Origin of the sequence: Nocardioides luteus (genome assembly GCF_014648595.1) — a bacterium.
GTDB lineage: Bacteria > Actinomycetota > Actinomycetes > Propionibacteriales > Nocardioidaceae > Nocardioides > Nocardioides luteus.
Genome location: NZ_BMRK01000020.1, coordinates 33,518 through 60,025, shown reverse-complemented (window position 1 = coordinate 60,025; position 26,508 = coordinate 33,518). Strand labels below are relative to the sequence as shown.

At 69.8% G+C, this 26,508-nt stretch carries 24 protein-coding genes; 5 read left to right on the top strand and 19 right to left on the bottom strand.

Annotation, left to right across the window (positions count from 1 at the left end):
- Window positions 1-58 precede the first annotated feature (58 nt).
- From IEY81_RS20050 to IEY81_RS19980, 15 genes are all read right to left on the bottom strand, one after another.
- Window positions 59-739: a response regulator gene (locus tag IEY81_RS20050; RefSeq protein WP_189120264.1), complete on the bottom strand. Its 681-nt coding sequence runs from the start codon at window positions 737-739 to the stop codon at window positions 59-61.
- A 99-nt stretch (window positions 740-838) separates the two neighbouring features.
- Window positions 839-1,480, bottom strand: coding sequence for a ribosome hibernation-promoting factor, HPF/YfiA family (hpf, locus tag IEY81_RS20045; RefSeq protein ID WP_189120263.1), 642 nt, complete (start codon window positions 1,478-1,480; stop codon window positions 839-841).
- Between the two features lie 393 nt (window positions 1,481-1,873).
- Window positions 1,874-2,617: a ComF family protein gene (locus tag IEY81_RS20040; RefSeq protein ID WP_189120262.1), complete on the bottom strand. Its 744-nt coding sequence runs from the start codon at window positions 2,615-2,617 to the stop codon at window positions 1,874-1,876.
- 72 nt (window positions 2,618-2,689) lie between these two features.
- Window positions 2,690-4,408 (bottom strand): LpqB family beta-propeller domain-containing protein, encoded by a 1,719-nt coding sequence (locus IEY81_RS20035; protein ID WP_189120261.1) that lies wholly within the window; start codon window positions 4,406-4,408, stop codon window positions 2,690-2,692.
- The gene (gene mtrB, locus IEY81_RS20030) at window positions 4,405-6,024 is read right to left on the bottom strand and encodes an MtrAB system histidine kinase MtrB (protein WP_189120260.1); all 1,620 of its coding nucleotides are present in this window, start codon (window positions 6,022-6,024) and stop codon (window positions 4,405-4,407) included. The genes IEY81_RS20035 and mtrB overlap by 4 nt, the downstream gene beginning before the upstream one ends.
- A complete protein-coding gene (mtrA, locus tag IEY81_RS20025) occupies window positions 6,021-6,728 on the bottom strand; it encodes an MtrAB system response regulator MtrA (RefSeq protein ID WP_189120259.1) in 708 nt (235 codons plus the stop codon). Before mtrA ends, mtrB begins: the two co-directional genes overlap by 4 nt.
- Before the next feature lie 112 nt (window positions 6,729-6,840).
- Window positions 6,841-8,280, bottom strand: coding sequence for an adenosylhomocysteinase (ahcY, locus tag IEY81_RS20020; RefSeq protein WP_189120258.1), 1,440 nt, complete (start codon window positions 8,278-8,280; stop codon window positions 6,841-6,843).
- A gap of 81 nt (window positions 8,281-8,361) precedes the next feature.
- Window positions 8,362-9,489 carry an MFS transporter gene (locus IEY81_RS20015; RefSeq protein WP_268244513.1) on the bottom strand — a complete coding sequence of 376 codons (1,128 nt, stop codon included), beginning with the start codon at window positions 9,487-9,489 and terminating at the stop codon, window positions 8,362-8,364.
- 144 nt (window positions 9,490-9,633) lie between these two features.
- Window positions 9,634-10,593: a DUF808 domain-containing protein gene (locus tag IEY81_RS20010; RefSeq protein ID WP_189120257.1), complete on the bottom strand. Its 960-nt coding sequence runs from the start codon at window positions 10,591-10,593 to the stop codon at window positions 9,634-9,636.
- Between the two features lie 27 nt (window positions 10,594-10,620).
- Window positions 10,621-11,439 carry a substrate-binding periplasmic protein gene (locus IEY81_RS20005; RefSeq protein WP_189120256.1) on the bottom strand — a complete coding sequence of 273 codons (819 nt, stop codon included), beginning with the start codon at window positions 11,437-11,439 and terminating at the stop codon, window positions 10,621-10,623.
- 120 nt (window positions 11,440-11,559) lie between these two features.
- Entirely contained in the window at window positions 11,560-12,372 is an 813-nt protein-coding gene (locus IEY81_RS20000) for a substrate-binding periplasmic protein (protein WP_189120255.1), read from the bottom strand.
- A 216-nt stretch (window positions 12,373-12,588) separates the two neighbouring features.
- The gene (locus tag IEY81_RS19995; RefSeq protein ID WP_189120254.1) at window positions 12,589-13,620 is read right to left on the bottom strand and encodes an SIS domain-containing protein; all 1,032 of its coding nucleotides are present in this window, start codon (window positions 13,618-13,620) and stop codon (window positions 12,589-12,591) included.
- Window positions 13,621-13,627: 7 nt separating this feature from the next.
- A complete protein-coding gene (locus IEY81_RS19990; protein ID WP_189120253.1) occupies window positions 13,628-13,816 on the bottom strand; it encodes a Trm112 family protein in 189 nt (62 codons plus the stop codon).
- The gene (locus tag IEY81_RS19985; RefSeq protein WP_189120252.1) at window positions 13,813-15,213 is read right to left on the bottom strand and encodes a phosphomannomutase/phosphoglucomutase; all 1,401 of its coding nucleotides are present in this window, start codon (window positions 15,211-15,213) and stop codon (window positions 13,813-13,815) included. The genes IEY81_RS19990 and IEY81_RS19985 overlap by 4 nt, the downstream gene beginning before the upstream one ends.
- A gap of 19 nt (window positions 15,214-15,232) precedes the next feature.
- Entirely contained in the window at window positions 15,233-15,634 is a 402-nt protein-coding gene (locus IEY81_RS19980) for a DUF3499 domain-containing protein (RefSeq protein WP_373292244.1), read from the bottom strand.
- A 49-nt stretch (window positions 15,635-15,683) separates the two neighbouring features.
- Here IEY81_RS19980 and IEY81_RS19975 point away from each other — a divergent pair, with 49 nt between their 5' ends.
- Complete coding sequence (locus IEY81_RS19975) at window positions 15,684-16,100, top strand: metallopeptidase family protein (protein ID WP_189120250.1); 417 nt, start codon at window positions 15,684-15,686, stop codon at window positions 16,098-16,100.
- Here IEY81_RS19975 and IEY81_RS19970 read toward each other — a convergent pair.
- The 3 genes from IEY81_RS19970 to IEY81_RS19960 all read right to left on the bottom strand — a co-directional run bounded on the left by IEY81_RS19970 (window position 16,097) and on the right by IEY81_RS19960 (window position 21,325).
- Window positions 16,097-17,977: a DUF5719 family protein gene (locus tag IEY81_RS19970; RefSeq protein ID WP_189120249.1), complete on the bottom strand. Its 1,881-nt coding sequence runs from the start codon at window positions 17,975-17,977 to the stop codon at window positions 16,097-16,099. The two genes, IEY81_RS19975 and IEY81_RS19970, sit on opposite strands and share 4 nt — an antisense overlap.
- Complete coding sequence (locus IEY81_RS19965; RefSeq protein ID WP_189120248.1) at window positions 17,974-20,880, bottom strand: glycosyltransferase family 2 protein; 2,907 nt, start codon at window positions 20,878-20,880, stop codon at window positions 17,974-17,976. Before IEY81_RS19965 ends, IEY81_RS19970 begins: the two co-directional genes overlap by 4 nt.
- Window positions 20,881-21,070: 190 nt before the next feature.
- Window positions 21,071-21,325 carry a WhiB family transcriptional regulator gene (locus IEY81_RS19960; RefSeq protein WP_008361238.1) on the bottom strand — a complete coding sequence of 85 codons (255 nt, stop codon included), beginning with the start codon at window positions 21,323-21,325 and terminating at the stop codon, window positions 21,071-21,073.
- Between the two features lie 353 nt (window positions 21,326-21,678).
- Here IEY81_RS19960 and cofD point away from each other — a divergent pair, with 353 nt between their 5' ends.
- The 3 genes from cofD to IEY81_RS19945 are packed head-to-tail and all read left to right on the top strand — an operon-like array spanning window position 21,679 to window position 24,475.
- Window positions 21,679-22,692, top strand: a complete 1,014-nt coding sequence (cofD, locus tag IEY81_RS19955) for a 2-phospho-L-lactate transferase (protein WP_189120247.1) — start codon at window positions 21,679-21,681, stop codon at window positions 22,690-22,692.
- Window positions 22,689-23,651: a coenzyme F420-0:L-glutamate ligase gene (locus IEY81_RS19950; RefSeq protein WP_189120246.1), complete on the top strand. Its 963-nt coding sequence runs from the start codon at window positions 22,689-22,691 to the stop codon at window positions 23,649-23,651. The genes cofD and IEY81_RS19950 overlap by 4 nt, the downstream gene beginning before the upstream one ends.
- Window positions 23,652-23,692: 41 nt before the next feature.
- Window positions 23,693-24,475 carry a DUF3105 domain-containing protein gene (locus IEY81_RS19945; protein WP_189120245.1) on the top strand — a complete coding sequence of 261 codons (783 nt, stop codon included), beginning with the start codon at window positions 23,693-23,695 and terminating at the stop codon, window positions 24,473-24,475.
- Between the two features lie 180 nt (window positions 24,476-24,655).
- On the opposite strand, the gene IEY81_RS19940 is transcribed toward IEY81_RS19945, so the two are convergent.
- Window positions 24,656-25,732: a mannose-1-phosphate guanylyltransferase gene (locus tag IEY81_RS19940; protein WP_189120244.1), complete on the bottom strand. Its 1,077-nt coding sequence runs from the start codon at window positions 25,730-25,732 to the stop codon at window positions 24,656-24,658.
- A 23-nt stretch (window positions 25,733-25,755) separates the two neighbouring features.
- On the opposite strand from IEY81_RS19940, the gene IEY81_RS19935 reads away from it, so the two are divergent.
- A complete protein-coding gene (locus IEY81_RS19935; protein WP_189120243.1) occupies window positions 25,756-26,466 on the top strand; it encodes a TIGR03089 family protein in 711 nt (236 codons plus the stop codon).
- Window positions 26,467-26,508 lie beyond the last annotated feature (42 nt).

Genomic DNA, 26,508 nt, shown 5'->3' with positions numbered 1-26,508 from the left:
GACAAGCTCGACCACCGGGGACGACGGGTCTCGACAAGCTCGACCACCGGGGCGGGGATCAGTCGACGTCGAGGAGCTTCTGGCGCACGGCGTACATGACGGCCTCCATGCGCGAGTGAGCCTGGAGCTTCTCCAGGATGTTGCGTACGTGGTTCTTGACCGTGTTCTCGGAGATGAACAGCCGCTTGGCGATCTCGCGGTTGTTGAGGCCCTTGGCGACCAGGCCGAGGACCTCGAGCTCGCGGTCGGTGAGCTTGGGGCCGGGGACCGGTGAGCGGTCCGGGCGCGACATCTGCTTGAACTCCTCCATCAGCTTGACCGCCATGGAGGGGCTGATCAGGGACTGGCCGTCGGCGACGACCCGGATCGCCTGGGCGACCTGGTCGATCGAGGAGTCCTTGAGGAGGTAGCCCATCGCGCCGGCCTTGACCGCCTCGTAGAGGTCGGCCTCCTCGTCGGAGACGGTCAGCATGATGATGTGAGCCGAGGGGACGGCCTCCTTGATGGCGACGCACGCCTCCAAGCCGGTCTGCTTGGGCATGCGTACGTCGAGGAGGACCACGTCGGGGGCTGCGGCGGCGGCGCGCTCGGTGCCTTCGATGCCGTTGGTGGCCTCGCCGATCACCTCGATGCCGGGCTCGCTCGCAAGCAGCGCGACCAGTCCCCTCCGGAAGAGCTCCTGGTCGTCGACAACCAGGACGCGGACCGGCTCACGATCGGCACCAGAAGTAGATGACACGAATGCATCATGGCATGTAACCCGTTGCCCGTGACGGAATGCGGCCGGGACTCCTCCATCCGGGGGATGGAAAAGTCCCGGCCGTTGTGCTCTCGAGACTCAGACGAGATCTGCGCGGTCGAGCGCGATCACGCCGTAGTCATACCCCCTCCGGCGGTAGACGACCGAAGGCCTCGTCGAGTCCTTGTCGATGTAGAGGTAGAAGTCGTGACCGACGAGCTCCATCTCGTAGAGCGCCTGGTCGAGGGTCATCGGCTCTGCCGTGTGGGTCTTCTCCCGGACCACCAAGGGCCCCTCCCCCGTCACCGTGATCGGACCGACCTGGTGCTCCCGGACAGCGTCCTCCTCCGCCTGCTCGGCCTCGGACGTGCTCCCCAGGCCGTCGGGCTCGATGCCGGCGAGTGCCTGTCCCACGGAGACCGGGGTGCGGCGTCCGCGGTGGACTCTGCGGCGGTCGGCGGCGCGGCGCATCTGCGAGGCCATCTTGTCGACGGCCAGGTCCAGCGCCCCCATCTTGTCCTCGGCACACGCCTCGGCCCGGATGATCGGGCCCTTGGAGTACGCAGTGAGCTCGACGCGCACGGCGCCCTTGTGCTGGCGCGGGTTGGGCTCGTTGTCGACCTCCACGTTGATCCTGATGATGCGGTGGTCATGCTTCTCGAGCTTCGCGAGCTTCTCGGCTACGTGAGCGCGATAGCGGTCTGAGACCTCGGCATTGCGGGCCGTGACGACAACTTCCATGGGTACCTCCCGGTGTTTCGGGGTTGGCGGAATCCCTCGGACGATCAGCGCATGTGACCTCCGGGGTACGGAGTCCGCCTGGCCGACCTGGTCTTCGACCCCACAATCGCCTGCTGAGGCTTAGCGGCTTGGTGCCACTCCACCTTCTCCCTGCCGGTCTCCGTATCTGACGGAGGGGCAGGGGCAGGACTTATCTCTAAGCCGCACCGTGATCCCCTTGCCTCAGAAGCTGAGGACGAAGGGTTACGTGGACCGTTTCGCCTGCGACTGGCATCGGCTAGTCGCTCGGATGTCCGCAACGCGGACCTCTCTGCGACGCAACCACGGACCCAGGCGGACTCCATGTAGTGACGGTAGTTCGGGAAGGTCCCCCATGAAAGGCCTTCAACAGAATTACATGACGGTTTCCTCCGTTTGACCGCGAGACCGCCGCTGGGTGGCCGCTACGGTCGCGATCGCTCGCACGCCGAGGCCGACCGATTCCAGCGCTCGCTGAGCCTCCCGGGCGGTGGAGCCGGTGGTGATCACGTCGTCGCAGACGATGAACGTGGCCCGTGGGGTCGCTCTGGCGAGTGTCCGGATGCCGGACGCCGGACAGGTGATCGAGCCCTCCAGGTTGGCCTGCCGCTGCCGGGCGTCGAGACCGGCCTGGTCCGCGACCCCGGGCCGGGTGCGGAGCAGCCGGTGGTGGCGTACGCCGAGGCCGTGGTGTCTCAGCATCGCGGCGGCCCTCCGGGTGATCGCCGAGGTGCTGTCCAGGCCGCGCTCGCGGACGGACGAGGGCCGGGACGGGACCGGCACCAGGATCGTCGGACCCGCTGCGGCCCGGAGACCGGTCGCGGCCATCGCCTCGAGGACGGAGAGGGCGAGCAGCCGGGCCAGCGGAGCACGCAGACCGAGGAGCTGATGCTCCTTGAGCCCGATCACCAGCTGCTTGAGGACGCCGTCGTAGGGTCCGGCGGCGAAGGCCGGAGCGATGCCGGGCGGTGCGGGCGTCGGCGGGCTCGAACGGGCCGCGTCCGGGAGCCCCGCGCCACAGTCGCGGCAGAGCAGCCGGCCCGGCCGCGCGCAGCCGATGCAGGTGCCGCCGACGATCAGGTCGTGCCAGGCGTCGACGAGCGCAGGTGGCGGACTCATGCGTCGAGTCGACCAGGGTGGGCGGGATGGGGCAACCAGGGGTGGCGTACCTGTGGATAAACCTGTGGAGACTCAGCCCTGGTACGTCACGTCGGAGAGGTCGGACGGCAGCTGGAGGTCGAACCTGTCGAGGGGATCGAGGAGGTTCCAGCCCGAGGTCGCGTAGAGGCGGGCGGAGGCGACCGGAGAGCCGACGACGCCGGTGACCCGATCGCTGAGGGTGTAGCGCTCCGCGCTGGGGGCTCCGTCGAGCGAGACCGTCTGGAAGAGCGCCGTCGAGCCGATCTGCTGGACCGCGACGATCGTCGTCGGCGAGGTCCAGGCGATGTCGGTGACCTGCATGGTCGCAGCATCCGGATGCGGCAGCAGCACGGCCGAGGTCGCCGTCGTGATCTCACCCTTCGAGGTCGCCCGCAGCCGGCTGACGACGATCCGGTCGGAGGACTCCCCACCGATCACAGCGACGAACCGGGTGCCGTCGCGGGAGACCAGGAAGCGGGTGACGTTCTCGCCCGTCACACCGGGGATGGCAACACGGACCTGGCGGTCGCCGTCGACGTACATCACCCGGGCGCCGGTGGAGTCCTTGTCGACCAGCCACAGCCGTCCGGTGAGGTCCCAGGAGGGCCGGAGCAGGCGGGTGCCGGTCACCGGAGCGGTGCCGAGCCGGCCGTCGCTGGCCAGTCCGCCGACGATGACGCCGGTGCGGTCGGAGGTGATCGCCGCCGCCGTGGAACCGGCCGCGTCGACGGCGACGTCGGTCACGCCGTGAGACTCTGCCCATTCCCCCAGCACCGGCACCCACGGGTCGCCGTTCTCGCCGGAGCTGGTGACGAGCGCACCACCGCGGAGCGCGAAGAGATCGACCCGCGCCGAGGTGCCGTTGGGGTCGTAGCCCCCGCCGCTGTCGACGTTGAAGCTGTCGCCGTAGCCGGGCAGCACCACCGGCTCGCCGTCGATCGTGAGCCGGATGCGATCGACGCTGGCGTCCTGCCGCAGGGTCCAGGCGAGCTGGGCGGCCATGAGCTGGAGCTCCTCGGAGCCGTGGTCGCGCAGGTCGCCGGCGAGGTCGACCTCGGCGATGCCGTCGCGTACGGCCACGGAGCGGGGTTCGTCCGCCCCGGACGGAAGAGCGCTGCGGATCACGCCCTTCCGCTCCTCGCCCGGCCCGCTGAGCAGGCTGGAGACCAGGGTGGTGGCGTAGGACTTCCCCTTGGGCGCGAAGATCGGCTCCGGTACGAGGGTGTGGCCGGTCGGCTCGACGTAGTAGAGGTTGCTGCGGGCGAAGTGGGTGAGGAACCAGTCCTCCTCGATCACCAGGGCGTCCGGCGCCGAGCTGATCCGCCACTCGCCCTCGGTGCGGATCAGCTCGAAGTCGAGGATCGCCTGCGAGGCGGCCAGCCCGCCGCGCCACACGCCACGCTCGTCGAGCCAGCCGGCGTCCTCCAGCTCCACCGAGACCCGCGGCGAGGAGGCGCCGTGGCTGCCGAGCTCGCCGTAGACCAGGGTGCGGCCAGCCGGCGCCCAGTTCATCGCGGCGTCCTTGGTGAGGTAGCGGCGGGCGTAGGCGGTGCTCATCGGGGTGGCCTTCATGGCGTCGAGGAACCCGTCGACGATCTCACCCGGAGACGCGCCGGCGCGCGGGGCGCCCGGGTTGTAGGGGATGACCTCCTCCTGGGCGTCCGGCGCGTCCAGGTCGAGCTGCTGGACCGGCCCGGAGTCGGGCACGTTCGAACAGGCCGAGACCAGGAGCGCGATCGCGGTCATGATCACGGCGAGGGAGGTCCTCACGATGCCTCCAGGGTGTCGCGGGCGTCGGCCGGGACCAGCGGGAGCGGGCTGTAGCGCAGCGCCGTGCCGGCGTAGCGGGGAAGGGTCAGCCGGAACTGGGCGCCCTGGTTCGGTCGACCCCAGGCCTGGAGCCAGCCGCCGTGCAGGTGGGCGTCCTCCAGCGAGATCGACAGACCGAGGCCGGTGCCGCCGCTGGACCGGTCGCGGGCCGGGTCGGCGCGCCAGAACCGGTTGAAGACCAGGGCGGTCTCGCCCGGCGCCAGGCCGACGCCGTGGTCGCGCACGGTCAGGGCGGCCGCGTGCTCGTCGCTGTCGAGGCGGATGGTGACGGTCTGGCCGATCAGCGCGTGGTCGACGGCGTTGGCCACCAGGTTGCGGACCACCCGCTCGATCCGGCGATGGTCGACCTGAGCGATGCAGGGGTGGTCGGGGGCGACGATCTTCAGCTCGATGTCGCGCTTCTCCGCCAGCGGCAGGTGGGCCTCGACGACCGCCTCGGCCAGCGCGGTCAGGTCGGTGTCGTAGAGGTCGAGGACCGCGGCGCCGGCGTCGAACCGGCTGATCTCGAGCAGGTCGCTCAGCAGCGTCTCGAACCGGTCCAGCTCGGTCTGCAGCAGCTCGGCGGCGCGGGCGGTCGGCGCGTCGAAGGTGTCCCTGGCCTCGTGGAGCACGTCGCTCGCCATCCGCACGGTCGTCAGTGGCGTACGCAGCTCGTGACTGACGTCGGAGCTGAACCGTCGCTGGACGCGAGAGAGGTGCTCGAGCTGGCGGATCTGGTTCTGCAGACCGCTGGCCATCTGGTTGAACGAGATCGCCAGTCCGGTGAGGTCGTCCTCGCCATGGACGACCATCCGCTCCTCGAGCCGGCCCGCGGCGAGCCGCTCGGCGGTCCGACGCGCGATCCGGATCGGGGTGACCACGTGGCGGGTGACGATCCAGCTGCCGATGCCGATCAGCAGGATCAGCAGCACTCCGGCGGCGAGCAGCCCGCGGGTGATGATGGCGAGGGTCTCCTGCTCCTGGTCCATCGGGAAGAGGAAGTAGATGTTGTAGGTGTCGTCGTGGAGCTCCACCTGAGAACCGATGACGATGCCCGGGACGGAGGATCGGTCGCCGTCCTCGTCGAAAGAGATCCGGGTATAGGTCCAGGCCGGCTCGGCACGGATCGACTGGAACCTGTCCTCCAGGGCACGCGGGACGCTGGTCACGTCGAGCCCGGGCGTCCACTCGACACCGTCGTCGCTGATCCGGCCCGAGGTCGAGGTCACCGGCCCGGCCATCACGACGCCGTAGCCGCGCGAGAGGCTGCGCTGGATGATCGGGTCACCCAGGTCGTTGCGCTGCAGCGGGGTGCGGCCGTTGTCGCCGGAGGTCTCGGCGATGCTCGAGCGCGCGGCCGAGAGCTCCTCGGAAGCCTCCGCCTTCGCGGCGGCGACCCGGTCCTGGACCAGCTCGTCGCCGATCTGGTCGAGCAGGATCAGCCCGACCACGCTGACCGCGGCCGCGGTGAGCAGCACGGTGTAGACCACGACGCGGGTCTGGATCGACCGGCGCCAGATCGTCAGGAGCTTCTTCGGCGTCCGGGCTGCCGCTCGGACGACCTGCTGGAGTGTCACACGGGTCCTGCCTTGTAGCCGACGCCACGGACGGTGACGACGATCTCGGGGTTCTCGGGGTCGTGCTCGACCTTGGACCGCAGCCGCTGGACGTGCACGTTGACCAGCCGGGTGTCGGCGGCGTGGCGGTAGCCCCAGACCTGCTCGAGCAGCACCTCGCGGGAGAAGACCTGGTGGGGCTTGCGGGCCAGGCACTCGAGCAGGTCGAACTCCAGCGGCGTGAGCTGGATCTGGGTGCCGTCGCGGGTGACCTGGTGGCCGGCGACGTCGATGGTCAGGTCACCGATCTCCAGCACCTCGGGCTCGGCGTCACCGTGGCGGCGTACGCGGGCCCGGATCCTGGCGATCAGCTCCTTGGGCTTGAACGGCTTGACGACGTAGTCGTCGGCACCGGACTCGAGCCCGACGACGACGTCGACGGTGTCACCCTTCGCGGTGAGCATGACGATCGGGACACCCGACTCCTTGCGGATCAGCTTGCACACCTCGATGCCGTCCATCCCGGGGAGCATCAGGTCGAGCAGGACCACGTCGGGCTTGTAGTCGTGGAAGGCCGGCAGCGCCAGGTCGCCTCGGGAGACCAGCTGGGACTCGAAGCCCTCCTGCCTCAGCACGATCGCGAGCATCTCGCTCAGCGAGGCATCATCATCGACGACGAGGACCTTTCCCTTGGCGGGCTGGTCGGAAGCGTTGCGATCGGCCATGTGGCAGATTCTGTCACCAGGTGCGTGCGACACGTCACAGAGCCACCCCGAAACAGCGAGTCGGCGCGTCTACCCCGGTGTGGTGGGGCAGACGCGCCGACTCGGCGATCGCTCAGTAGCGGTAGTGGTCCGACTTGTAGGGTCCCTCGATCGGGACACCCAGGTAGTCGGCCTGCTCCTGCTTGAGCTCGGTGAGCTCGACACCGAGGGCGTCGAGGTGGAGGCGGGCGACCTCCTCGTCGAGGTGCTTGGGCAGGACGTAGACGCCGATCGGGTACTCGTCGGTCTTGGTGAAGAGCTCGATCTGGGCCAGCGTCTGGTTGGTGAACGAGTTCGACATCACGAAGCTCGGGTGACCGGTGGCGTTGCCCAGGTTGAGCAGACGACCCTCGGAGAGCACGATGATCTTCTTGCCGTCCTCGAAGATCCACTGGTGGACCTGCGGCTTGATCTCGTCCTTGACGATGCCCGGGATCTTGGCCAGACCGGCCATGTCGATCTCGTTGTCGAAGTGGCCGATGTTGCCGACGATGGCCTGGTTCTTCATCTTCTCGAAGTGCTCGACCCGGATGATGTCGAAGTTGCCGGTCGTGGTGATGAAGATGTCGGCGGTCTCGACGACCGACTCCAGGCGGCGGACCTCGTAGCCGTCCATGGCCGCCTGCAGCGCGCAGATCGGGTCGATCTCGGTGACGATGACGCGAGCACCCTGGCCGCGCAGCGACTCCGCGCAGCCCTTGCCGACGTCGCCGTAGCCGCACACGACCGCGACCTTGCCGCCGATCATCACGTCGGTGGCGCGGTTGATGCCGTCGATGAGCGAGTGGCGGCAGCCGTACTTGTTGTCGAACTTCGACTTGGTGACCGAGTCGTTGACGTTGATCGCCGGGAAGAGGAGCGAGCCCTCCTTGTAGCGGTCGTAGAGGCGGAGCACACCGGTGGTGGTCTCCTCGGTGACGCCCTTGATGCCGTTGGCGATGTTGGTCCACTTCTGCGGGTCGGCCTTCAGCGACCGGTCGAGGACCCGGAGGACCTCCTTGAACTCCTCGTTGTCGGTGGAGTCCTGGCCCGGCACGGCGCCGGCCTTCTCGAACTCGACGCCCTTGTGGACGAGGAGCGTGATGTCGCCGCCGTCGTCGAGGAGCATGTTGGGGCCGACCCGGTTGCCGGCCTCGTCGGTGAAGTCGAAGACCTTCTCGGCCTCGTCCCAGTACTCCGCCAGGGTCTCGCCCTTCCAGGCGAAGACCGGGGTGCCCTGGGGATCCTCGGGCGTGCCGTCGCCGACGACGACGGCCGCGGCGGCGTGGTCCTGGGTGGAGAAGATGTTGCAGGTGGCCCAACGCACGTCGGCGCCGAGCGCGGTCAGCGTCTCGATCAGCACACCGGTCTGGATGGTCATGTGGAGCGAGCCGGCGATGCGGGCGCCCTTGAGCGGCTGGTCCTTGCCGTAGCGCTCGCGCATGGCCATCAGGCCCGGCATCTCGTGCTCGGCGAGGGAGAGCTCCTTGCGGCCGAACTCGGCCAGGCTCAGGTCGGCAACCTTGTAGTCCATGGTTATTCCTTACCGAAGTTATGCGAGCCTGCGTCGCGCATCTGCGCACCAGCGGGATCTCCCACGCAGGGTCTTCTCAGACTACAAGCGGCCCTCCGGCTCTGCGGTAATCCTGGACATCCGGCGACGGCTGATGAGCAGGTGGCTGCACACCGCTCCGGTGACCACCGGGAGCCCGATCAGCGCGATCGCCACCGGCACCCCGACGAGCCCCGCGGTGACGCCGACGAAGAGGTACGTCGCCAGCGCGAAGGTCTCCTCCCCCACGCCCAGCACGCTGGTGACCGTCGCCCGGGCAGGGCCCTCGATGCTGTCCTGCAGCCGCGTCTCGGCCACGATCATGGCGTTGTTGAGCAGGCCGTAGCCGAGCGCGATGCCGACGAAGCCGACATAGGGGTGGACGAGCGCGCCGAGCGAGATCAGGGTGGCGCCGGCGGCCACGACCGCCGCGAGCGCACGCGGCGACATCCCCGCCGTGCGGCCGGCGAGCGCGGTGCCGACCGCCTGGGCGAGGGTGGCGAGCGAGACCAGCACCGGGACGGTCGCCGCCGCGACGCCGTGGGCGTCGGCGACCAGCGGGAAGAACTCGTCGTACGCCGTCATCCCGACCAGCACCGACGCCACCAGCAGGGCGCGGCGTACCGAGGGTGTCCGGGACGCCTCGGTCAGCCCCGCCCGCAGCATCGTCAGATAGCCGGCGCCGTCGTCCGGGTCGCGGCGACCGTGGCGAGCCTCCCGGCTCACCGGGAGCGTGGCTGCCAGGAGGGCCTGGACCATCGCCGTCGCGACGGAGGCGACCCCGACCAGCTGGTAGCCACCGGCGAGCAGCAGCGGCACCGCCGCCAGCTCCGCGAGCAGGGTGAGGACCAGGGCCGAGGAGCGCGCGTAGCCGATCAGTCTCGGGTAGCGCCCCGCCTCGCCGCGCACCGCCAGATCGTCGTAGAGCAGCGCCTCGAACGTGCCCGACATCAGCGCGCTCGAGACACCCCACAGCACGAACCCCAGCGCGAAGCCGGCGTAAGTCGGCCACCAGGTCCACGCCGCGAACGCGGTGGCATGGATCAGCGCCGAGAGCACCAGCAGGTGGCGTCGGTCGACCGTGTCGGCCCAGGCTCCCGAGGGCACCTCGGCGACGAAGGCGGTCACCGACCAGATCACGAAGAGCGATGAGATCTGCCCCGCCGAGAGACCGTGCTCGGCGAAGAGCAGGGCGTAGACGGCATAGAGCGGGACCGCGTCACGTGAGGAGTGATAGGCGAGGACACGCAGCGTCCGCGCACGGCCGGAGCCGCTGCGCTCGGAGACTTAGATCGGGTGCATGCTCCGAGGGTAGCCCCCGGCCGCGGGCATGGGTCAGTGGTTTTTCTTGAACGGCAGCACGTGCATCACGCCGACCACGACCGCGCCGACGATGAGCCCGACGATCGCGGAGAAGAAGGTGTTGACCAGCCACCCGGCGGCCGCACCGACGGCGCCGAGCGCGTGGTGGACCTCCTCCTCGAGGTGGTGCACCGTGTCGTAGGGCCACGACCAGCCGGGGTGGCCGGCGGCCAGGCCGTTGACGTCGTGGAAACCGACCAGGATCAGGTGTCCACCGACCCAGAGCATGGCGATGGTGCCGATGACCGAGATCGCCGCGAGCACCTTCGGCATCGCCGAGACCATGCCCAGACCCAGCCGCTGGGCGAACGCGCCCGACCGCTGGGAGAGCGCCAGGCCGGCGTCGTCCATCTTCACGATCAGGGCGACCACGCCGTAGACGGCGATGGTGATCAGGAAGGCGACGGCCACCAGGGCGCCGAACCGCATCCAGAAGCCCTGGTCGATGACCTCGTTGAGCGCGATGACCATGATCTCGGTGGAGAGGATCAGGTCGGTGCGTACGGCGCCGGAGATCATCGTCTTCTCGGCCTCGGGGCCGACCTCGGCGACCGGGGTGTCGTGGGTCTCCGCGTGCGGCCGGACCCACTCGAGGACCTTCTCGACACCCTCGAAGGCGAGGAACGCACCACCGAGCATCAGGATCGGGGTGATCGCCCAGGGCGCCCACTGCGCCAGGATGAGCGCCACCGGCAGGATGATCAGCAGCTTGTTGCGCAGCGAGCCGATGGCGATCTTCTTGATGATCGGCACCTCGCGCTCGGCGGCGATGCCCTGCACGTACTGCGGTGTCACCGCGGTGTCGTCGATGACCACGCCGGCGGCCTTGGCCGAGGCCTTGCCTGCGGCAGCGCCGACGTCGTCGACGGACGCGGCCGCCAGCTTGGCGATGGCGGCCACGTCGTCGAGCAGTGCAAAGAGTCCGGCGCTCATGCCCCGAACACTAGCGGGTCAGATCCGCTACTCCACGCCCTGCTCGCGGAAGAGCTCCGAGAGCGGGTACTCCCGGAAGTAGTCGGTCTTGATGCGGAGCCAGGTGCCGTCGACGATCATCTCGTCGATGGCCGCGTTGGACTGGTCGCGGAGCCGGTCGCCCTTGCGGAAGACGAAGGCGATCGGGGCCTTGTCGGACGGGAAGACGATCCGCTCCTCCATCGGCACCGGAGCGTGCTTGATCAGTCCGTCGGTGAACGGCGCGTCGTAGAAGAACGAGTCCGCCTTGCCCGCGGCGACCGCCTCGAGCGCTGCCTTCTCGTTCTTCCGCTTGACGATCTCCGCCTTGGGGAAGCGGTTCTTCAGGATGCTCTCCTGGGCGGTGCCGTCGACGATGGCGACCCGCGAGCCGTTGATGTCCTTGAGCTTCTTGATCGGCGAGCTCTTCGGCGTGGTGAAGGAGAGGTACGTGACGAAGTAGGGGTGCGAGAAGTCGTAGGCCTCCTCGCGCTCCTCGGTCACGCTCACCTGCGAGGCGATCATGTCGATCTCGCCCTCGTCGAGCGCCTTGAACAGGTCGGCGAAGTCCATCGGGACGAACGACGGCTTGATGCCGAGCGACTTGGTGACACCGAGGGCCATCTCGTAGTCGAAGCCCTTGGCCGAGCCGCCCTGGTTGTAGTACACCGGCGCGCTGTCGAGCACGCCGATCTTCAGGCTTCCGTCGTCAGCGGCGCTGCTGCGCTTGGCGGCGGAGGGGTTGCCGGGCTCCACGGTGTTCGACACCACGATGAGGATCACCAGAAGGGTGACCGCGCCCGCAAGGATGAACTTCAAGGATTTCATGCGACGTCCTGGTTGGGGGATGGGTGCGCCGAGACACGTGTGGCCTGGGGGGATCAGGCCAGCGGGCATCGTAGGCTACTGGACTTCAAGCGCCCCAAAATGGGGCGAGCGAGGTCAGGCTCAGACGCCCTTGTCCTTGAAGACGTCTGAGAGCGGATACTCCTTGAAGTACTCCTTCTTGATCTTCAACCAGTCCCCGTTGAGGATCATCTGCTCGAGCACGTCGTCCATCGCCTTCTTGCGCTCGTCGCCCTTCTTGATGACGAACCCGATCGGGGCATCGTCGGCCGGGTAGACGATCGCCTCCTTGAGCGGGATGGGCGCCCGGCTGATGATCGGCGCCGTGTAGGGGGCGTCGTAGAAGAACGCGTCGGCCTTGCCGGTCTCGATCGCCTTGACGGCGGAGTCCTCGTCGGGCGCCTTGACGACGTTGACGTTCTCGTACTGCTCGGTGAGGTAGCGCTCGTGGATGGTGCCCTCGACGACGGCGATGTTCTTGCCGTTGATGTCATCGCGCTTCTTGATCGTCGAGTTCTCGGGGGTGAGGAACGAGAGGTAGGTGACGAAGTAGGGCGCGGTGAAGTCGAAGTCCTTCTTCCGCTCGGCGGTCTCGGTGACCTGGGCGCCGATCATGTCGATCTCGCCGGCCTGCAGCGCGGTGAAGAGGTCGCTGAAGTCCATCACCACGAACTCGGGCTTCGACCCGAGGCCCTCGGCCACACCGAGCGCCATCTCGTAGTCGAAGCCCTTGGCCACACCGTCCACCTTGTAGAAGGCCGGTTCGGTGCCGTCCACTCCGATCCGGAGCGTGCCACCGGCAGCCGCACTCTCCTTGTCGGTGGCCTTGGGGGCCGGGTCGGCGAAGTAGCCTCCGATGACCATGGCCAGTAAGAGAGCCATGGCGCCGGCGACGACGTACTTGATCTGGTTCATGCGTAAAGTCCTGTATTTTTCCGGGATGGTGGGGCATGCCCGTCACGCCGGCGCCGAGATGCCGAGACGTGTTGGCCACAAGTGGCCGGACGATGTTGCATCAAACACCTGTCGGCTCCCCTGCGTCCAGGTTTTCGAACATCATCGGTACATTCCGTATCCGAACTTTCACCATCGTGAGTGATACGCATCACACACAATCCCGGTCATCAGGGATCAGTCGTCGGCGACCAGACCCAAACGCAAGTATTCGGCCGCATAGGTCCCCTGGAGCAACAACGAGGCGTATCGAGCGACCTCTGTTGACGTGTTCGCCTCGACGATCTCCACGCGTACGCCGCGGGCGTCCGCGGCCTCGGTGAGGGTGCGGCGCTGCTCCACCATGATCGGGTCGCTGGCCCCGTCGTCGAGGACGACCAGCACCGGGCGAGCCGAGGCCTGCTCCTCCGCGAAGGGGTCGTCGAAGACGTTGCGCGGGCGCGCGGCCTCGATCACCGGCAGCAGGTCGTCGGCGTCACCGGCGATCGCGCCGCGACCGCTGGCCCGGCGCAGCCCCTCGGCCACCCGGCGAGCCGCACGCGCTGCCAGGACGGAGCCGCCCCAGACGACCGGGAGCGAGTCGGCCAGCGAGATCGCCAGGATCTTGCCGGGGTTGACCGCGATGTCGCGGTGGGGCGAGCAGGCCGTGGCGACGTCGTCGAGCGCGTCGGCCACCGTCGTGGCGTCGGCCTCCGGACCGAGGCCGACGGAGTGGAGGTAGGTGAGCATCAGGATCGCCATCGCGAGCGTGTCACCGCTCTCGACCGGCAGCAGGGTGCTGTCGCGGCCCTCGGCGTGCTGGGCGACCATGGACTTCTCCGGGGCGGCCACGACCAGCTGGGCGCCACGGCGGACCGCCTCGGCAGCGGCCGAGGCCTCCCCCGGGTCGGAACCGGTCGGAGCCAGCACGACCACCAGGTCGAGGCTCCCGGCCCATCCCGGCAGGCCCGGGGCCGGCCAGGCCACGAACGGGACCGGGCAGAACGGCTCCAGGACCGCGCGCAGCAGGCGCGAGTCGGGACCGGCAGCGACCACGGCCCGGGGACGCCCGGCCTCCGCAGCGCGGCGTACGGCCTCCTGCAGGGGCGCTGCGGCACCCGCCGCCTCCCGGCGGACCCGGGCACCGGACTCGGCCAGCGACCGCAGCAGCTGGTCGATCCCGGCCAGCGCCCGCTCGTCGTCCAGCCGGGACTCGTCGAACCAGGTCATCGCTGCCTCACTCGGCCTTGGTCGGGCGGGCCTCATCGATGAGCAGGACGGGGATGCCGTCACGGACGGGGTAGGCCAGCCCGCACTCCCCCTGGCAGACCAGCTCACTGTCTGCTTCGACAGGGAGCAGATCTCCGTGGCACTGCGGGCAGACGATGATCTCGAGCAGCTTCTCGCTCAAACCTAGTGCGCTCATGCGGGAGCCCGCCTTTCATTGGGTTCAGTCTTTCGAATGATCGCGAGCGTCTCGTCGCGCACGCGCTCCATGGTGGGTATGTCCTTGCCCTCCGCGTTGAGCCGCAGCAGCGGCTCGGTGTTGGAGGCGCGGACGTTGATGGACCAGTCGGCGTGGGAGAGCGTCAGGCCGTCGAGCCGGTCGACGGTGACACCGTCACGTCCGGCGTACGCCTTCTCGATCTCGGCCACGGTGGCGGCCTGGTCGGGGACGGTGGAGTTGATCTCCCCGCTCATCGGGTAGCGGGCGTACGCAGCGAGCAGCTCGCTCAGCGGCTCGTCGGTCTTGGCGAGGGCACCGAGGACGTGCAGGGCGGCGAGCATGCCGGAGTCGGCACGCCAGAAGTCGCGGAAGTAGAAGTGGCCGCTGTGCTCGCCGCCGAAGGCCGCTCCGGACTCGGCCATCACGGCCTTGATGTAGGAGTGGCCGACGCGGGTGCGCACCGGGGTGCCGCCGAGCTCGGTGACGATCTCGGGGACGGCGCGGGAGGTGATCAGGTTGTGGATGATCGTCGCGCCCGGCTCGCGGGCCAGGGCGCGCTCGGCGATCAGGGCGGTGATCGCGCTCGGGCTGACCACCTCACCCCGCTCGTCGACCAGGAAGCAGCGGTCGGCGTCGCCGTCGAAGGCCAGGCCGGCGTCGGCACCGCTCTCGCGCACCTTCGCCTGCAGGTCGACCAGGGTGGCCGAGTCGAGCGGGTTGGCCTCGTGGTTGGGGAAGGTGCCGTCGAGCTCGAAGTACATCGGGATCAGCTCGACCGCCTCGGCGCCCAGCCGCCCGAAGACCGCGGGCGCGGTATGGCCGGCCATGCCGTTGCCGGCGTCGGCGACGATCTTCAGCCTGCGGCCCTCGACCGGCGCCAGGCCGAGCAGGTGGGCGGCGTAGGCGTCCAGCACGTCGGTCTCGCTGATGCTGCCCGTGGTTGCGGCGACCGGCGCCTCGCCGGAGACGACCAGGTCGCGGATCTCGTCGAGGCCGGTCTCGGCGCCGACCGGGACCGCGTTGGCGCGGCACAGCTTGATGCCGTTGTACTGCGCCGGGTTGTGGCTCGCGGTGAACATCGCGCCCGGCAGGCCGAGGTGGCCGGAGGCGAAGTAGAGCTCGTCGGTGGAGGCCAGACCGATCATCGTGACATCGGCGCCGGCCTCGGTCGCGCCCTCGGCGAAGGCGGCCGAGAGCACCGGGGAGCTCGGGCGCATGTCGTGGCCGACCACGACGTGGTCCGCGCCGACGACGTGGACGAACGAGCGTCCGGCGAGCCGGGCGAGCGTCTCGTCGATCTGGTCAGGCACGGTGCCACGGACGTCGTACGCCTTGAAGACGGCGTCGGCGGTCTCGCGGTCAACTCTCTCCGGCATGTCCGGAACTCTAGTCGTCCTACTCCGAGGTCAGTACGCGGAGGTGGCCGCGACGAGTGCCACCGGGACGGGGCGGACCGTCGCTGGGTCCGGGCTCGTCAGAGTCATCCTGTCCGGGATGGGCGACGGGGCCTCGCGGAGCGGGAGCGGGCGGCCGGGCGGCCTCCCGAACGGCATCGGCCAGCGCGAGCAGGTCATCACCCTTCGGCTGCGGGTCGACCGGCTCACGGGCCAGCCTGACGACCTCCCAGCCGCGGGGCGCCGAGAGCCGCTCGGCATGCTCCTCGCACAGGTCGTAGGCGTGCGGCTCGGCATAGGTCGCCAGCGGGCCGAGGACGGCCGTCTGGTCGGCGTACACATAGGTGAGCGTGCAGACGGCTTGACGCTGGCAGGCGGTACGCGAACAACGACGAGCAGTCACGGGTGAACCGTACTCCCCTGAGGCCAGCCTCGCAGTTAGGCTCGCGTACATGACCAGGCACAGGGATCGACACGGCCGTGGCAGACGCGGACCGATCGCCGTCCCGACCGACCCGAAGGTGCCGGTCCTGCGCACCCGCCGGGAGCGTTTCGACGACATCGCGCTCTCGATCGTCACCGAGATCGACGCTCGGTGGCAGTCCCGGCTGGGCCTGATCGAGTACGCCGTCGAGGAGTCTCCCGACATCCCCTCCGACTGGACCGCCGAGGACCACATCCCCCTCGGTTCCCTCGAGCGCGGCGCCGGCGCGAAGCCGGCGCGGCTGGTGATCTACCGGCGCCCCATCGAGCACCGCTGCCAGACCCGCGCGGAGGTGGAGGCGATGGTGCTCATGGTCGTGGTCGAGCAGGTCGCCGACCTGCTCGGGATCGACGCCGAAGAGGTCGACCCGCGCTACCAGCCCTAGGGCTTCAGCGGCAGCGGGAGCCCTGGAGCGACCCCGGCGGTGCGTACCTCGGAGCGCAGCGGGCGGAACGGGACGACCGCGTCGCCGTCTCCGCTCATCACCACGGCAGCGTTGACCCCGACACCCTCGGGGACGAGCTGGACCAGCGCGGCCTCGGACGGGATCTCGATCTCGGCACCCAGCCCCGGTCCGATCTTGGCGGACTTGGCCTTCAGCGCCTTGCCCTTCGCTGTCACCGGGACCACCTTGACCGTGCCGCTGGCCGTGGTCTTCTCGACCGGCCCGGAGATCACGACGCGCTTCTTGCCGACCGCGGCACCGGCCGGGACGACCACTGCGGTCGGCTTCGAGATGGTCTCGGTCGCCGTGGTGATCGCGACGTCGCCGCCGTCGACCGAGCGCATCGCGGTGCTGACCGGGCCGGTGGCGACGATCTCGACGCCGTAGGCGTCGTCGGCGCTGTCCTTGCCGAGCAGCTTGGTCACGTCGACCTGCGTCTGCCCGTTGGGCGGCACGCTGATCTCCGGAGCGCCCTCCGGGGTGAGCACGTTCTTCGGGGTGAGCAGCCGCAGCTTCGCGCTCACCTGGGCGTCGCCCGGGTTGACCACGGTGAGCGTGCGGCTCGCGGAGCTGTTCGGGTAGCCGACCAGCAGGTTGGTCTCGGCCGGCGCCGACTGGCCCGGGAAGTAGTCCTCGGACGACTTCGAGGTCTCGAGCGCGATGGCGCGGTCGCGGACCATCACCCCGGCCTGGCCGCGTACGACCGTGGTCTTCAGGGACAGCTCGCCCTTGCGCGGGATGACGTGGAGCAGGTCGAAGGTGCGGGTGGTGTTGCCGGGGATCGCGACGCCGCGCAGATCCTCGGGGACCGCCACGGCGCCCTTGTCGTCGTAGAGCGAGATGTCGACCGTGGCCGCACCGCTGTTGGGGTTGGTGAGCTCGAGCACCGAGTTGTGGGTGGCGCCGGCGCCGACGCCGGGGAACCAGGCCTCCGCCTGCGGGGCCAGGCAGCCGGTGGCGGCCAGCGGCTTGGTGGTCGAGCGGCCGGCGACCAGGCCGGGGGCGACCTCCTTGCCGGCGCGGACCACGACCGACCCGGCCTTGGCCGGGGCGCTGGTGACCTTGCCGGAGCCGACGTCGGCCTGTCCGCCCTTGCCTGCACCGGGACCGGCCAAGGAGACCTCGCCGGAGCCGCCGGCGGCATTGGTGACGGCCACGTCGGAGGAGCCGTTCTTCGGCTTGCCGGGGCAGACCACCGTGGACGCCGTCGGCGCGCTGCTCTCGGAGGCGAGCTTGGGCTGCTCCCACTCGTGGGGCCGGATGAGCAGCAGGGCCACGCCCATCGCGACGATCAGGCCCAGCGCCACCAGAGCGGTGGTGTCGAGCTTGCGGCCACGCTGCCGGCGTACGCGGCGGAGCCGGGGCGCAGCGGCAGCAGCTGCCGCGGCGGCTGCCGCCACCCGGCCGCCCATGGTCAGCTCGGCCTCGGACTCCGGCTCCCCCGCTCGCATCTCCTCGGGGGTCGGCCAGGCCGCGAGGTCCGGCTCGAAACCCGTCTGGAAGGCACCGGGCGGAAGCTCGCCGGTCTGGTAGTCGCCCTCGTAGGGGTAGCCGGTCTGCGCGACGATCTTGCCGGTCTCCGGGCCCGGGACGTAGGGCTCCTGGGCGTAGATCTGCTCCGGGGTGAACTGCTCGGCCGGGAGGTGCTCGGGCGCGAACTGGTCGTACTGCTCCTGCTCCGGCCGCCCCGCAGGCTGTTCGGAGTAGGGGTCGGCGTAGGAGTCGGCGTAGGGGTCGAGCATCCACGGCTCCTGGCCGTAAATGTCGTCGTCCTGCGGCTCGCGCGAGCGGTCGTAGGGGTCACGTGGGTGACTCATGCCGACTCCCTCCTCTGGATCAGCGTCGGCAGGCACAGGACCAGGACGACGAACAGCGCCATCCCGGCCAGGACCAGCAGGATCGTGCGGATGATGGACTGCGAACCGGTCACGCCCGGGTCGCTCGGGTCGGCGTCGAGCAGCCAGGCGCGGGTGGAGCGCTCGACGGTGCTCGCCTGGGTCACCGAGCCGGAGGCGTCGATGCCCTCGGCGACCGAGGAGTCGGCAGGCCCGGGCATCACGATGTAGGCGACGCCCTGGGCGGCCAGATCGCCGATCACCGCGTCGTCGGGGTCGGCGGCGAGGCGGCGTACGACTCCGGTGAGCTCGTCGGAGCCGCCGGCGACCTGGGCGATCTCGTCCTCGCCGAGCGTGATCCCGTCGTTGCGGAGCACGGCATAGCGGATGCCCTCGTCGACCGAGCCGCGCAGCACGAGGACACCGTCCTCGGGGCCGAGCGTGGTCGAGGTCGGGTCGAGCATGTAGGAGGGCACCCCGGTGTGACCGAGGGCCCGGGTGTCGTCGGTGAGGTCGCCGCTGCCGGCGTAGACGAACCAGCCGAGGCTGCCGACCACACCGACCGCCGCGACCGCGGCAGCGGCGCCGACCAGGATCCTCCGTAGGCCGGCGAGACCGTCGAGGATGGCGCCCTGGGCACCCAGCACCGCCGCGACCACCGCGAGGCCCTGGATGGCGACCAGCGGGAAGCTCCAGCCGACCCGGGCGATGCCGGCGTCGAGCGGGATCGGGATCCAGGAGAGCAGCATGGTGACGACGGCCGTGGCGACCGCGGCGATCCAGCAGACCAGGACCGGGATGCGGGTGCGGCTCGGGATCAGCGCGAGCACCGCCAGCAGCGGCAGCGCCAGACCGAGCCACCACGGTGCACCGAGGCCGACGCCGTCGAGACCGGTCAGCCGGCCGACGAGCAGGTCGAGACCACCGGCGGACGGGGCCGGGAGCCGGCCCGGGTCGAGGAGCAGACCGGCCCAGCCACCGGAGAAGATCAGGGGCAGCCACCACGGGAGCAGCAGGGCGACCGGTGTCGCGACCGCGGCCGTGGGCGGGCCCCACTGGTCGCGGTCGCTCAGAACCGCGGGCATCAGCCTGCGTACGACGATGAAGACGACCGCAGCGAAGACGGCCGCGACCAGGAAGGCCATCGGCGCGAAAGCGGTGATGATGGTCAGCAGCAGACCGGTGCGCCACCCGGCACGCCAGCGCCGGTCGGCGACCGGGTCGCTGAACCCGAGCGCGGCGTGGGCGAGCCAGGGCAGCAGCGCGCCGACGACGACCGCGCCGATCCGGCCGTCGCCGAAGGCGCCGCTGACGTAGGGCACCAGGGCGTACGCCGTCGAGCCCCACAGCAGCAGCCAGCGTGGAGCGCCGAGGTGACTGATCAGCCGGCCGGCGACCCGCAGCAGCCGCCAGGCGCCGCCGAGCGCGACCGGGAAGCTGAGCAGCATCACGCCGCTGACCGCCAGGCTCGGGTTGCCGCCGAGGAAGGTGGCCAGCACGGCCAGCGGGAAGACGTGCGGCGGCGCGGGCACGCCGGTGCCCTGCGAGATCGCGTGCCACGACTCGAACTGCAGCTGCCACCAGTCGCCGACACCCTGCGGTGTCGGGCCCAGGCCGCTGCCGGCGACGCCGCCGAGGGCCGCGCGGGCACCGACGATGCCGAGGATGCCGACCACCACCAGGAGCACCGCGACCGGGTTGGTGAACAGCCGCACCAGCCACCCGGTCTCGGCCGGGATCTCGTCCTCCTCCAGCTGGGACCGTTCGGCCTGCCGCTTGGCGGCGAAGGAGGCCGGGTCGGCCTCGGCCTGCGCCATCTGGCGGCGCTCGGCGATGTCGGAGGCCTGCAGGGTGACCGCGGTGGCGACGTCGGAGACGAAGTCGAGGCCGTGCCGGTAGGGCAGCCACGGCGGCGGCAGGAGGGACTTGACGACCTCCTTGTCGGCGTGGGCCTGCTTCCGGCGGCGGCGCTTGGCGGCCATGATCTGACCGGTGTGGCCGTAGATCCAGCCCAGCGCGGCCAGGTCGTCGAGCGCGGCTCCGGGGTCACGCACCAGGACGAAGCCGAGCATCCGCCACAGCGTCTGGAAGAAGAACCTGACCATCGTGAGCGGGAGCATCCCCGGCCGGCCGTTGACCAGCAGGGTGTAGAGCGCCGCACGCCGCTCCTGATAGTGGATCCGGCGGCCGGTCAGCTGCGTCTTGCGTACGCCGCGGTGGGCCGCCTCCACGTGGAAGACGACCGCGTCCGGGACGGCGATGGTCGTGAAGCCCGCGTTGGCGGCGCGCCAGCCGAGGTCCATGTCGGTGCCGAGGACCGGGAGGTGCTTGTCGAAGCCGCCGAGGTATTCGAGGACCTCGCGGCGGATCAGCATGCCGGCGGTGTTGACGGCCAGGACGCGGCGTACCTCGTCGTGCTGGCCCTGGTCGTACTCGCCACGCTCCAGACCGGTCTCACGGTTTCCGGTGACCGAGATCGAGACACCGAGCTCGAGCATCCGGCGCAGCGAGGGCCACTCGCGGATCTTGGGGCCGAGGATGTCGGCCTCCGGGTATTCCTCGGCCGCGTCGAGCAGCGTGGCCAGCGCGCCGGGGTCGGGGGTGGAGTCGTCGTGGAGGAACCAGATCCACTCGGGCGGCTGCGCGGCCTGGTGGAGGATGTCGAGCGCCGCGTTGGCGGCGTCGGCGAACGTCGTCGACGCGGGCATCTCGACGACCTGGGCGAAGGTCTGCTCCAGGATCTCGACCGACCTGTCGGTCGAGCCGGTGTCGATCGTGACGGCAAAGCTCACCGGGGCCTGCTGGTTCCTGATCCCGTCGATGACGGTCGGAAGCCAGCCGGCGCCGTTATGAGAGACGAGGACGAGGGCGACCGACGCTTGCACGATCGGCAACCCTAGTGCCCAACTGGTGATAGTCCGAATGGACCTGTCGGACGATCGGGTACGCCCCTCCAGGTATTTCGGTGCTCCGAAAAGATCAGCAGGCCCGGACCGTGAAGGTCCGGGCCTTGCTGGCTCGTTGCCAGGTGGCGACTGTCAGTGGTTCTCGACTCGCAGCCGCGATCTCGCGAATCTAGACTGCGCGCTTCTTCAGCTTGCGGCGCTCCCGCTCGGAGAGTCCACCCCAGATACCGAAACGCTCGTCGTTGCCCAGAGCAGACTCGAGGCAGTCCTGGCGCACCTCGCAGGTCTGACAGACCTTCTTGGCCTCCCGAGTCGATCCACCCTTCTCAGGGAAGAACGCCTCCGGATCCGTCTGCGCGCACAGGGCGCGCTCCTGCCAGCCCCCTTCGTCGGTGTCCGGCTCGAGGAGAAACAGCTCTCTCATCGTCATTCCGACCTTTCGACCCTATTCAGCTTGTTATCGGGACCGTGACCCCATTCGGGCCAGTCACCTCACGCCATCGGCAGGTAACCGATCCCCCCGTCTTGCGGGAGTCGCGCCCATCAGCTCGGTTTCGTGGCCGACCTCATGATGCAACCCCCATTTCGAATCCTCCCCGAGAATTCTGGGCGGCGTTTATGCCGCTTCGGTACCCGGTTCAGTTCGAATTACACATATGAAATTACATGCCTGTCGGTGCCACAAGTCAACCCTCAAATCTGCTAGGGCCGCTTTCGCAGGGGCTTATCGCACCGGCTGGAGCAGGGGTTCTGGCCCTCGTCTGAGAGGCTAGGGCCATGCGTGACATCACCGTTCTCTCCGGCGGCCATGGTGGCTCGAAGTTCATCTCCGGGCTCCTCCACGGCATTTCCACCGGCCGTGTTCCGGGCATTAGGGAAGATGCCCGGGTCACCGTGATCGCCAATACCGCCGACGATCTGTGGATGCACGGCGTCAAGGTCTGCCCCGACCTCGACACGGTGATGTACACCCTTGGCAACGGATTCGACCACGAGCGCGGCTGGGGCCGCAAGGCCGAGACCTGGTCGATCAAGGCCGAGCTCGAGGCCTACGGCGTTCCCGGCACCTGGTTCGGGCTCGGCGACCGGGACATCGCCACCCACCTGGTGCGCACCCAGATGCTCGAGGCCGGCTTCCCGTTGTCGCAGGTCACCGCAGCGTTGTGCGACCGCTGGCTGAAGCCGGTGTGGGGTGACCGGGTGCAGCTGCTGCCGATGACCGACGACCGCGTGGAGACCCATGTGGCGGTGAAGGACGCCGACTCACCCAGTGGACTCTCGGTCGTCCATTTCCAGGAGTACTGGGTGCGTCTGCGCGCCGGCGTGCCCGTGGAGAAGCTGGTCGTCGTCGGACAGGACGAGTCGAAGCCCGGCCCGGGCGTGATGGACGCGCTGCTGAAGTCCGACCTGGTGATCCTGCCGCCGTCCAACCCGGTCGTCTCGATCGGCACCATCCTCGGCGTGCCGGGCATCCGGGAGGGCCTGGTCGCCACCTCCGCCCCGGTGGTCGGCATCTCGCCGATCATCGGTGGTCACCACGTACGCGGCATGGCGGAGCAGATGCTGGCCGCGATCGGCGTCGACGCGACCGCCGGTGCCGTCGGTCTCCACTACGGCGCCCGCGGATCCGGCGGTGTCCTCGACGGCTGGCTGGTCGACACCGCCGACGAGGCGGCCGTCCCCGCGCTGGCCGACTCGGGCCTGAAGTCGGCCGCGGTGCCGCTGTGGATGTCGTCGGAGGACGCGACCGCCGACATCGCCGCCGCCGCGGTCGAGCTGGTCGCCCGATGAACGAGGGCATCACCGTCACCGCTCCCCGCGGCGTACCCGAGGTGCGCAAGGGTGACGACCTCGCCGCTCTGCTCCTCGACGCGCTCGAGGCGCCGCTGACCGACGGCGACATCGTCGTGGTCACCTCGAAGGTGGTCTCCAAGGCCGAGGGTCAGGTGCGCGAGGGCGTACGCGACGACGCCCTGCCCGGCGAGACGACCCGGGTGGTGGCCCGCCGTGGACCCACGCAGATCGTGCGCAGCCGACTGGGCCTGACGATGGCCGCGGCCGGGATCGACGCCTCCAACGTCGAGGCAGGCCACATCGTGCTGCTGCCGCTGGACCCCGACGCGTCCGCACGCGCCCTGCGCGCCACCCTCCGCGACCGCACCGGCGCCAACGTCGGCGTGATCATCACCGACACGGCCGGTCGCGCCTGGCGCGACGGTCAGACCGACATCGCCATCGGCGCCGCCGGGCTCGAGGTGGTGGAGAGCTTCGCCGGGCAGGTCGACGCCTACGGCAACGATCTCGTCGTCACCGCTCCAGCGGTCGTCGACGAGATCGCCTCGGCCGCCGAGATCTCCCAGGGCAAGCTGGGCGCGCGCCCCTTCGCGATCCTGCGCGGCCGCGCAGACCTCGTCCGCGAGCCGGGCGACGACGGCCCCGGCGCGAGCGCCCTGATCCGCCCCGAGGGGTCGGACTTCTTCGGCTTCGGAGCCCGGGAGGCCGTCGTACGTGCCCTCAAGGGTGCCCCGGAGGACCAGACGCCGTTCGGTGCGCCGGCGAGCGTGGAGGAGCTCTCCGCGGCCGTCGAGGAGGTCACCGGCACGGCCCCGATCCCGCACGGGGACGGGCTTCTGGTGGAGGACGCCGACCCGGCGGTGGTCGCCGCGCTGGCCTTCGCCCATGGCTGGCGGTGCGAGCCCGCGAAGAATAATCCCGGGGCAACTTCCCTATCGCTACCCCTGACCACCTAGAATCTGCGCGTCCCGACAAAAGACCCGAGGTACGCCGAACAGTGGCCAACAAGTCGCTCAGCAAAGACCGCCGTGCGGTCATCAACGACATCCGCAAGAAGCAGGGCCGCGCAGAGCGTGCCCGAGGTGCGGCGATCGTCGGTGTCTGCGTCATCATCGCCCTCGTCATCGTGGGTGCCGCCGCGTGGGGTCCGATCACGGACTTCTTCAAGACCAGCAAGTACGACGACGTCGCACTGCAGGACATCGGCAAGAGCACCAAGGCCGCCGGTTGCCAGAAGGTGATCGAGACCAAGGCCGACGGCAACCAGAACCACATCGCCACCGGCACCGAGCAGACCTACACCACTGCTCCCCCGGCCTTCGGTCCGCACTGGAACGAGGCCAACGTCGCGCCGGCCGACATGTCGCGCAAGTTCTACAGCGCCGGCGACCGCCCCGACCTCGAGGCGCTCGTGCACAACCTCGAGCACGGCTACACGATCGTCTGGTACGACGAGACCGTCTCCGAGGACGAGCTGAACCTGCTCCGCGTGATCGGTGAGAAGTTCGCCGGCACCGCGAACTTCCGCTACAAGTTCATCGCCGCGCCGTGGACCGCCGCCGACGCCAAGGAGACCGCGGTCGCCGGCGACAAGAAGACCGAGTTTCCCTCGGGCACCCACATCGCGCTGACCCACTGGTACGCCGACCCGGCCAACCCGAGCGAGGCCTCCACCCAGAAGGGTGTCTTCCAGTACTGCGAGGGCGTCTCCGGCGAGGCGATCAAGGACTTCATGCAGAAGTACCCCTACACGGACACCCCCGAGCCTCAGGCCATGTGATCGTCCCCTGAGCCTCTGACGACGGCCGCCTCCCTTCGGGGAGGCGGCCGTTCTCGTCTCGAGGTTGGTGGTCGCGGGTCGGGCGTTTCGGGATACTCCAGGGAGTTCTGGCCGGTTACTCGCCAGTAAACCGACCAGAAGTCCCTGGAGTATCCGGATCGGACCGACCCGAACCGCCCCTCAGGTGAGGTGGTCGCGGTCGGAGTCCTTGAGCGCGGCGACGATCTTCTTGACCTGCTGGGCCTGCGCGCGGGTGGTGACCAGGACGGCGTCTTCGGTGTCGACGACGACGATGTCCTCGAGGCCGATGAGGGCGATGGTGCGGCCGGAGTGGGGTACGACCAGGCCGGTGGAGTCGAGGGCGTGGACGAGGGACTCCTCGCCGAGGATCGTCGGGCCCTCGGGCGAGGCGGTGGCCGCGGCCTGCAGCAGGGTCGCGAGCGAGCCGAAGTCACCGATGTCGTCCCAGCCGAGGTCGGCGGGCACGGTGGCGACCTTGCCCGCGGCCGCGGCCGGCTCGGCGACCGCGTGGTCGAGGGCGATCTTCGGCAGCGTCTCCCACAGCTCCTCCAGCCGCGCCGGCTCGGCCGCGATCGCCCGCAGCCGCTCGGCGAAGCCGGGGTCCGACTCGGCGAGCAGGTCGAGAAGGACGGTGGGCCGGACGACGAACATCCCGGCGTTCCAGCGGTAGCGGCCGGTCTCGAGGTAGCCGGCGGCCACCTCGGCCGACGGCTTCTCGACGAACTCGTCGACCAGGTAGGCACCCTCGTGACCGGCCAGCCGCTCACCCTCGGCGATGTAGCCGAAGGCGGTCGAGGCGAAGGTCGGGGAGATCCCGATCGTCACCAACCAGCCGTCGGCGGCGACGGCCGCGGCGCTGCGTACGGTGCGGTGGAAGGTGTCGACGTGGCGGATGACGTGGTCGGCGGCGAAGGAGCCCATCACCGCGTCCGGGTCGCGTCGTTCGAGGAAGGCCGCGGCCAGGCCGATCGCAGCCATCGAGTCGCGGCCGCTCGGCTCGGCCAGGATCGCCTCGTGCGGCAGCTCGGGCAGCTGGTCGCACACCGCCCGCTCGTGAACGGACCCGGTCACCACCATGATGCCGTCGGAGACGGGCTGAAGACGGTCGTAGGTCTCCTGCAGGAGCGTACGTCCGTGGCCGGTGAGGTCGCGCAGGAACTTCGGCTCCGAGGACCGCGAGAGCGGCCACAGCCGGGTGCCGGCACCGCCAGCGGGGATCACCGCCCAGAATGTCATGCCGCACACCTTAGAGTTTCTGCGTGACCAGCTTTCCCGAGACCCTCGCCCGAGCCCTGCGGACCGACCCGGGCGGGCCGTTCGTGACCTTCTACGACGAGGCGAGCGGGGAGCGGCAGGAGCTCTCGACCACGACGTACGCGAACTGGGTGGCCAAGGCCTCCGGGCTGCTCGTCGACGAGCACGGGCTCGAGCGCGGGGACAGCATCCGCATCGACCTGCCGACCCACTGGCTGGCTCCGGTGTTCCTCGGCGCCGCCTGGAACACCGGTCTCGTCGTGACCGACACCGACAGCCCCGACGCGGTCGTCTGCGGCCCCGACACCCTCTCGGCCTGGGCGGAGGGCGCCGGCAAGCGGCCGACGCTGGCCTGCTCGCTCCTCCCCTTCGGCGTACGCTTCGCCGACCCGCTCCCCCAGGGCGTGCACGACGTCGGCATCGAGGTCTGGGGGCAGCCCGACGCCTTCACCCCGTGGGACCCGCCGACCGACGACGACGTGGCGACCTCGTGGGCCGGGAACGAGACCAGCCACGGAGACCTCCTCGGCGGCGGGGGCCGGGCCGAGCGGCTGCTCTCCACGGCTCCGTCGGCCTCTCCGGACGGCGCCACCCTGCTGGCCGCTCTGCTCGCCGGTGGCGGTTCGCTGGTCCTGGTCACGAACGCGAGCGAGGAGCGCCTCGCTGCTCTTTCCTCCAGCGAGCGTGCAACACAGTTTCCGAATCAGCAGCCCTGACGTGCCGAAGTCGTCATGGTGCGAGCGCGGCGAATTCGGCGC

Coding starts and splice junctions, on each gene's coding strand:
- hpf (WP_189120263.1), bottom strand. CDS start 1,480: ATGGAAGTTGTCGTCACGGCCCGCAATGCCGAGGTCTCAGACCGCTAT.
- IEY81_RS20040 (WP_189120262.1), bottom strand. CDS start 2,617: ATGAGTCCGCCACCTGCGCTCGTCGACGCCTGGCACGACCTGATCGTC.
- mtrA (WP_189120259.1), bottom strand. CDS start 6,728: ATGGCCGATCGCAACGCTTCCGACCAGCCCGCCAAGGGAAAGGTCCTC.
- ahcY (WP_189120258.1), bottom strand. CDS start 8,280: ATGGACTACAAGGTTGCCGACCTGAGCCTGGCCGAGTTCGGCCGCAAG.
- IEY81_RS20010 (WP_189120257.1), bottom strand. CDS start 10,593: ATGAGCGCCGGACTCTTTGCACTGCTCGACGACGTGGCCGCCATCGCC.
- IEY81_RS20005 (WP_189120256.1), bottom strand. CDS start 11,439: ATGAAATCCTTGAAGTTCATCCTTGCGGGCGCGGTCACCCTTCTGGTG.
- IEY81_RS20000 (WP_189120255.1), bottom strand. CDS start 12,372: ATGAACCAGATCAAGTACGTCGTCGCCGGCGCCATGGCTCTCTTACTG.
- IEY81_RS19995 (WP_189120254.1), bottom strand. CDS start 13,620: ATGACCTGGTTCGACGAGTCCCGGCTGGACGACGAGCGGGCGCTGGCC.
- IEY81_RS19990 (WP_189120253.1), bottom strand. CDS start 13,816: ATGAGCGCACTAGGTTTGAGCGAGAAGCTGCTCGAGATCATCGTCTGC.
- IEY81_RS19985 (WP_189120252.1), bottom strand. CDS start 15,213: ATGCCGGAGAGAGTTGACCGCGAGACCGCCGACGCCGTCTTCAAGGCG.
- IEY81_RS19975 (WP_189120250.1), top strand. CDS start 15,684: ATGACCAGGCACAGGGATCGACACGGCCGTGGCAGACGCGGACCGATC.
- IEY81_RS19970 (WP_189120249.1), bottom strand. CDS start 17,977: ATGAGTCACCCACGTGACCCCTACGACCGCTCGCGCGAGCCGCAGGAC.
- IEY81_RS19960 (WP_008361238.1), bottom strand. CDS start 21,325: ATGAGAGAGCTGTTTCTCCTCGAGCCGGACACCGACGAAGGGGGCTGG.
- cofD (WP_189120247.1), top strand. CDS start 21,679: ATGCGTGACATCACCGTTCTCTCCGGCGGCCATGGTGGCTCGAAGTTC.
- IEY81_RS19950 (WP_189120246.1), top strand. CDS start 22,689: ATGAACGAGGGCATCACCGTCACCGCTCCCCGCGGCGTACCCGAGGTG.
- IEY81_RS19940 (WP_189120244.1), bottom strand. CDS start 25,732: ATGACATTCTGGGCGGTGATCCCCGCTGGCGGTGCCGGCACCCGGCTG.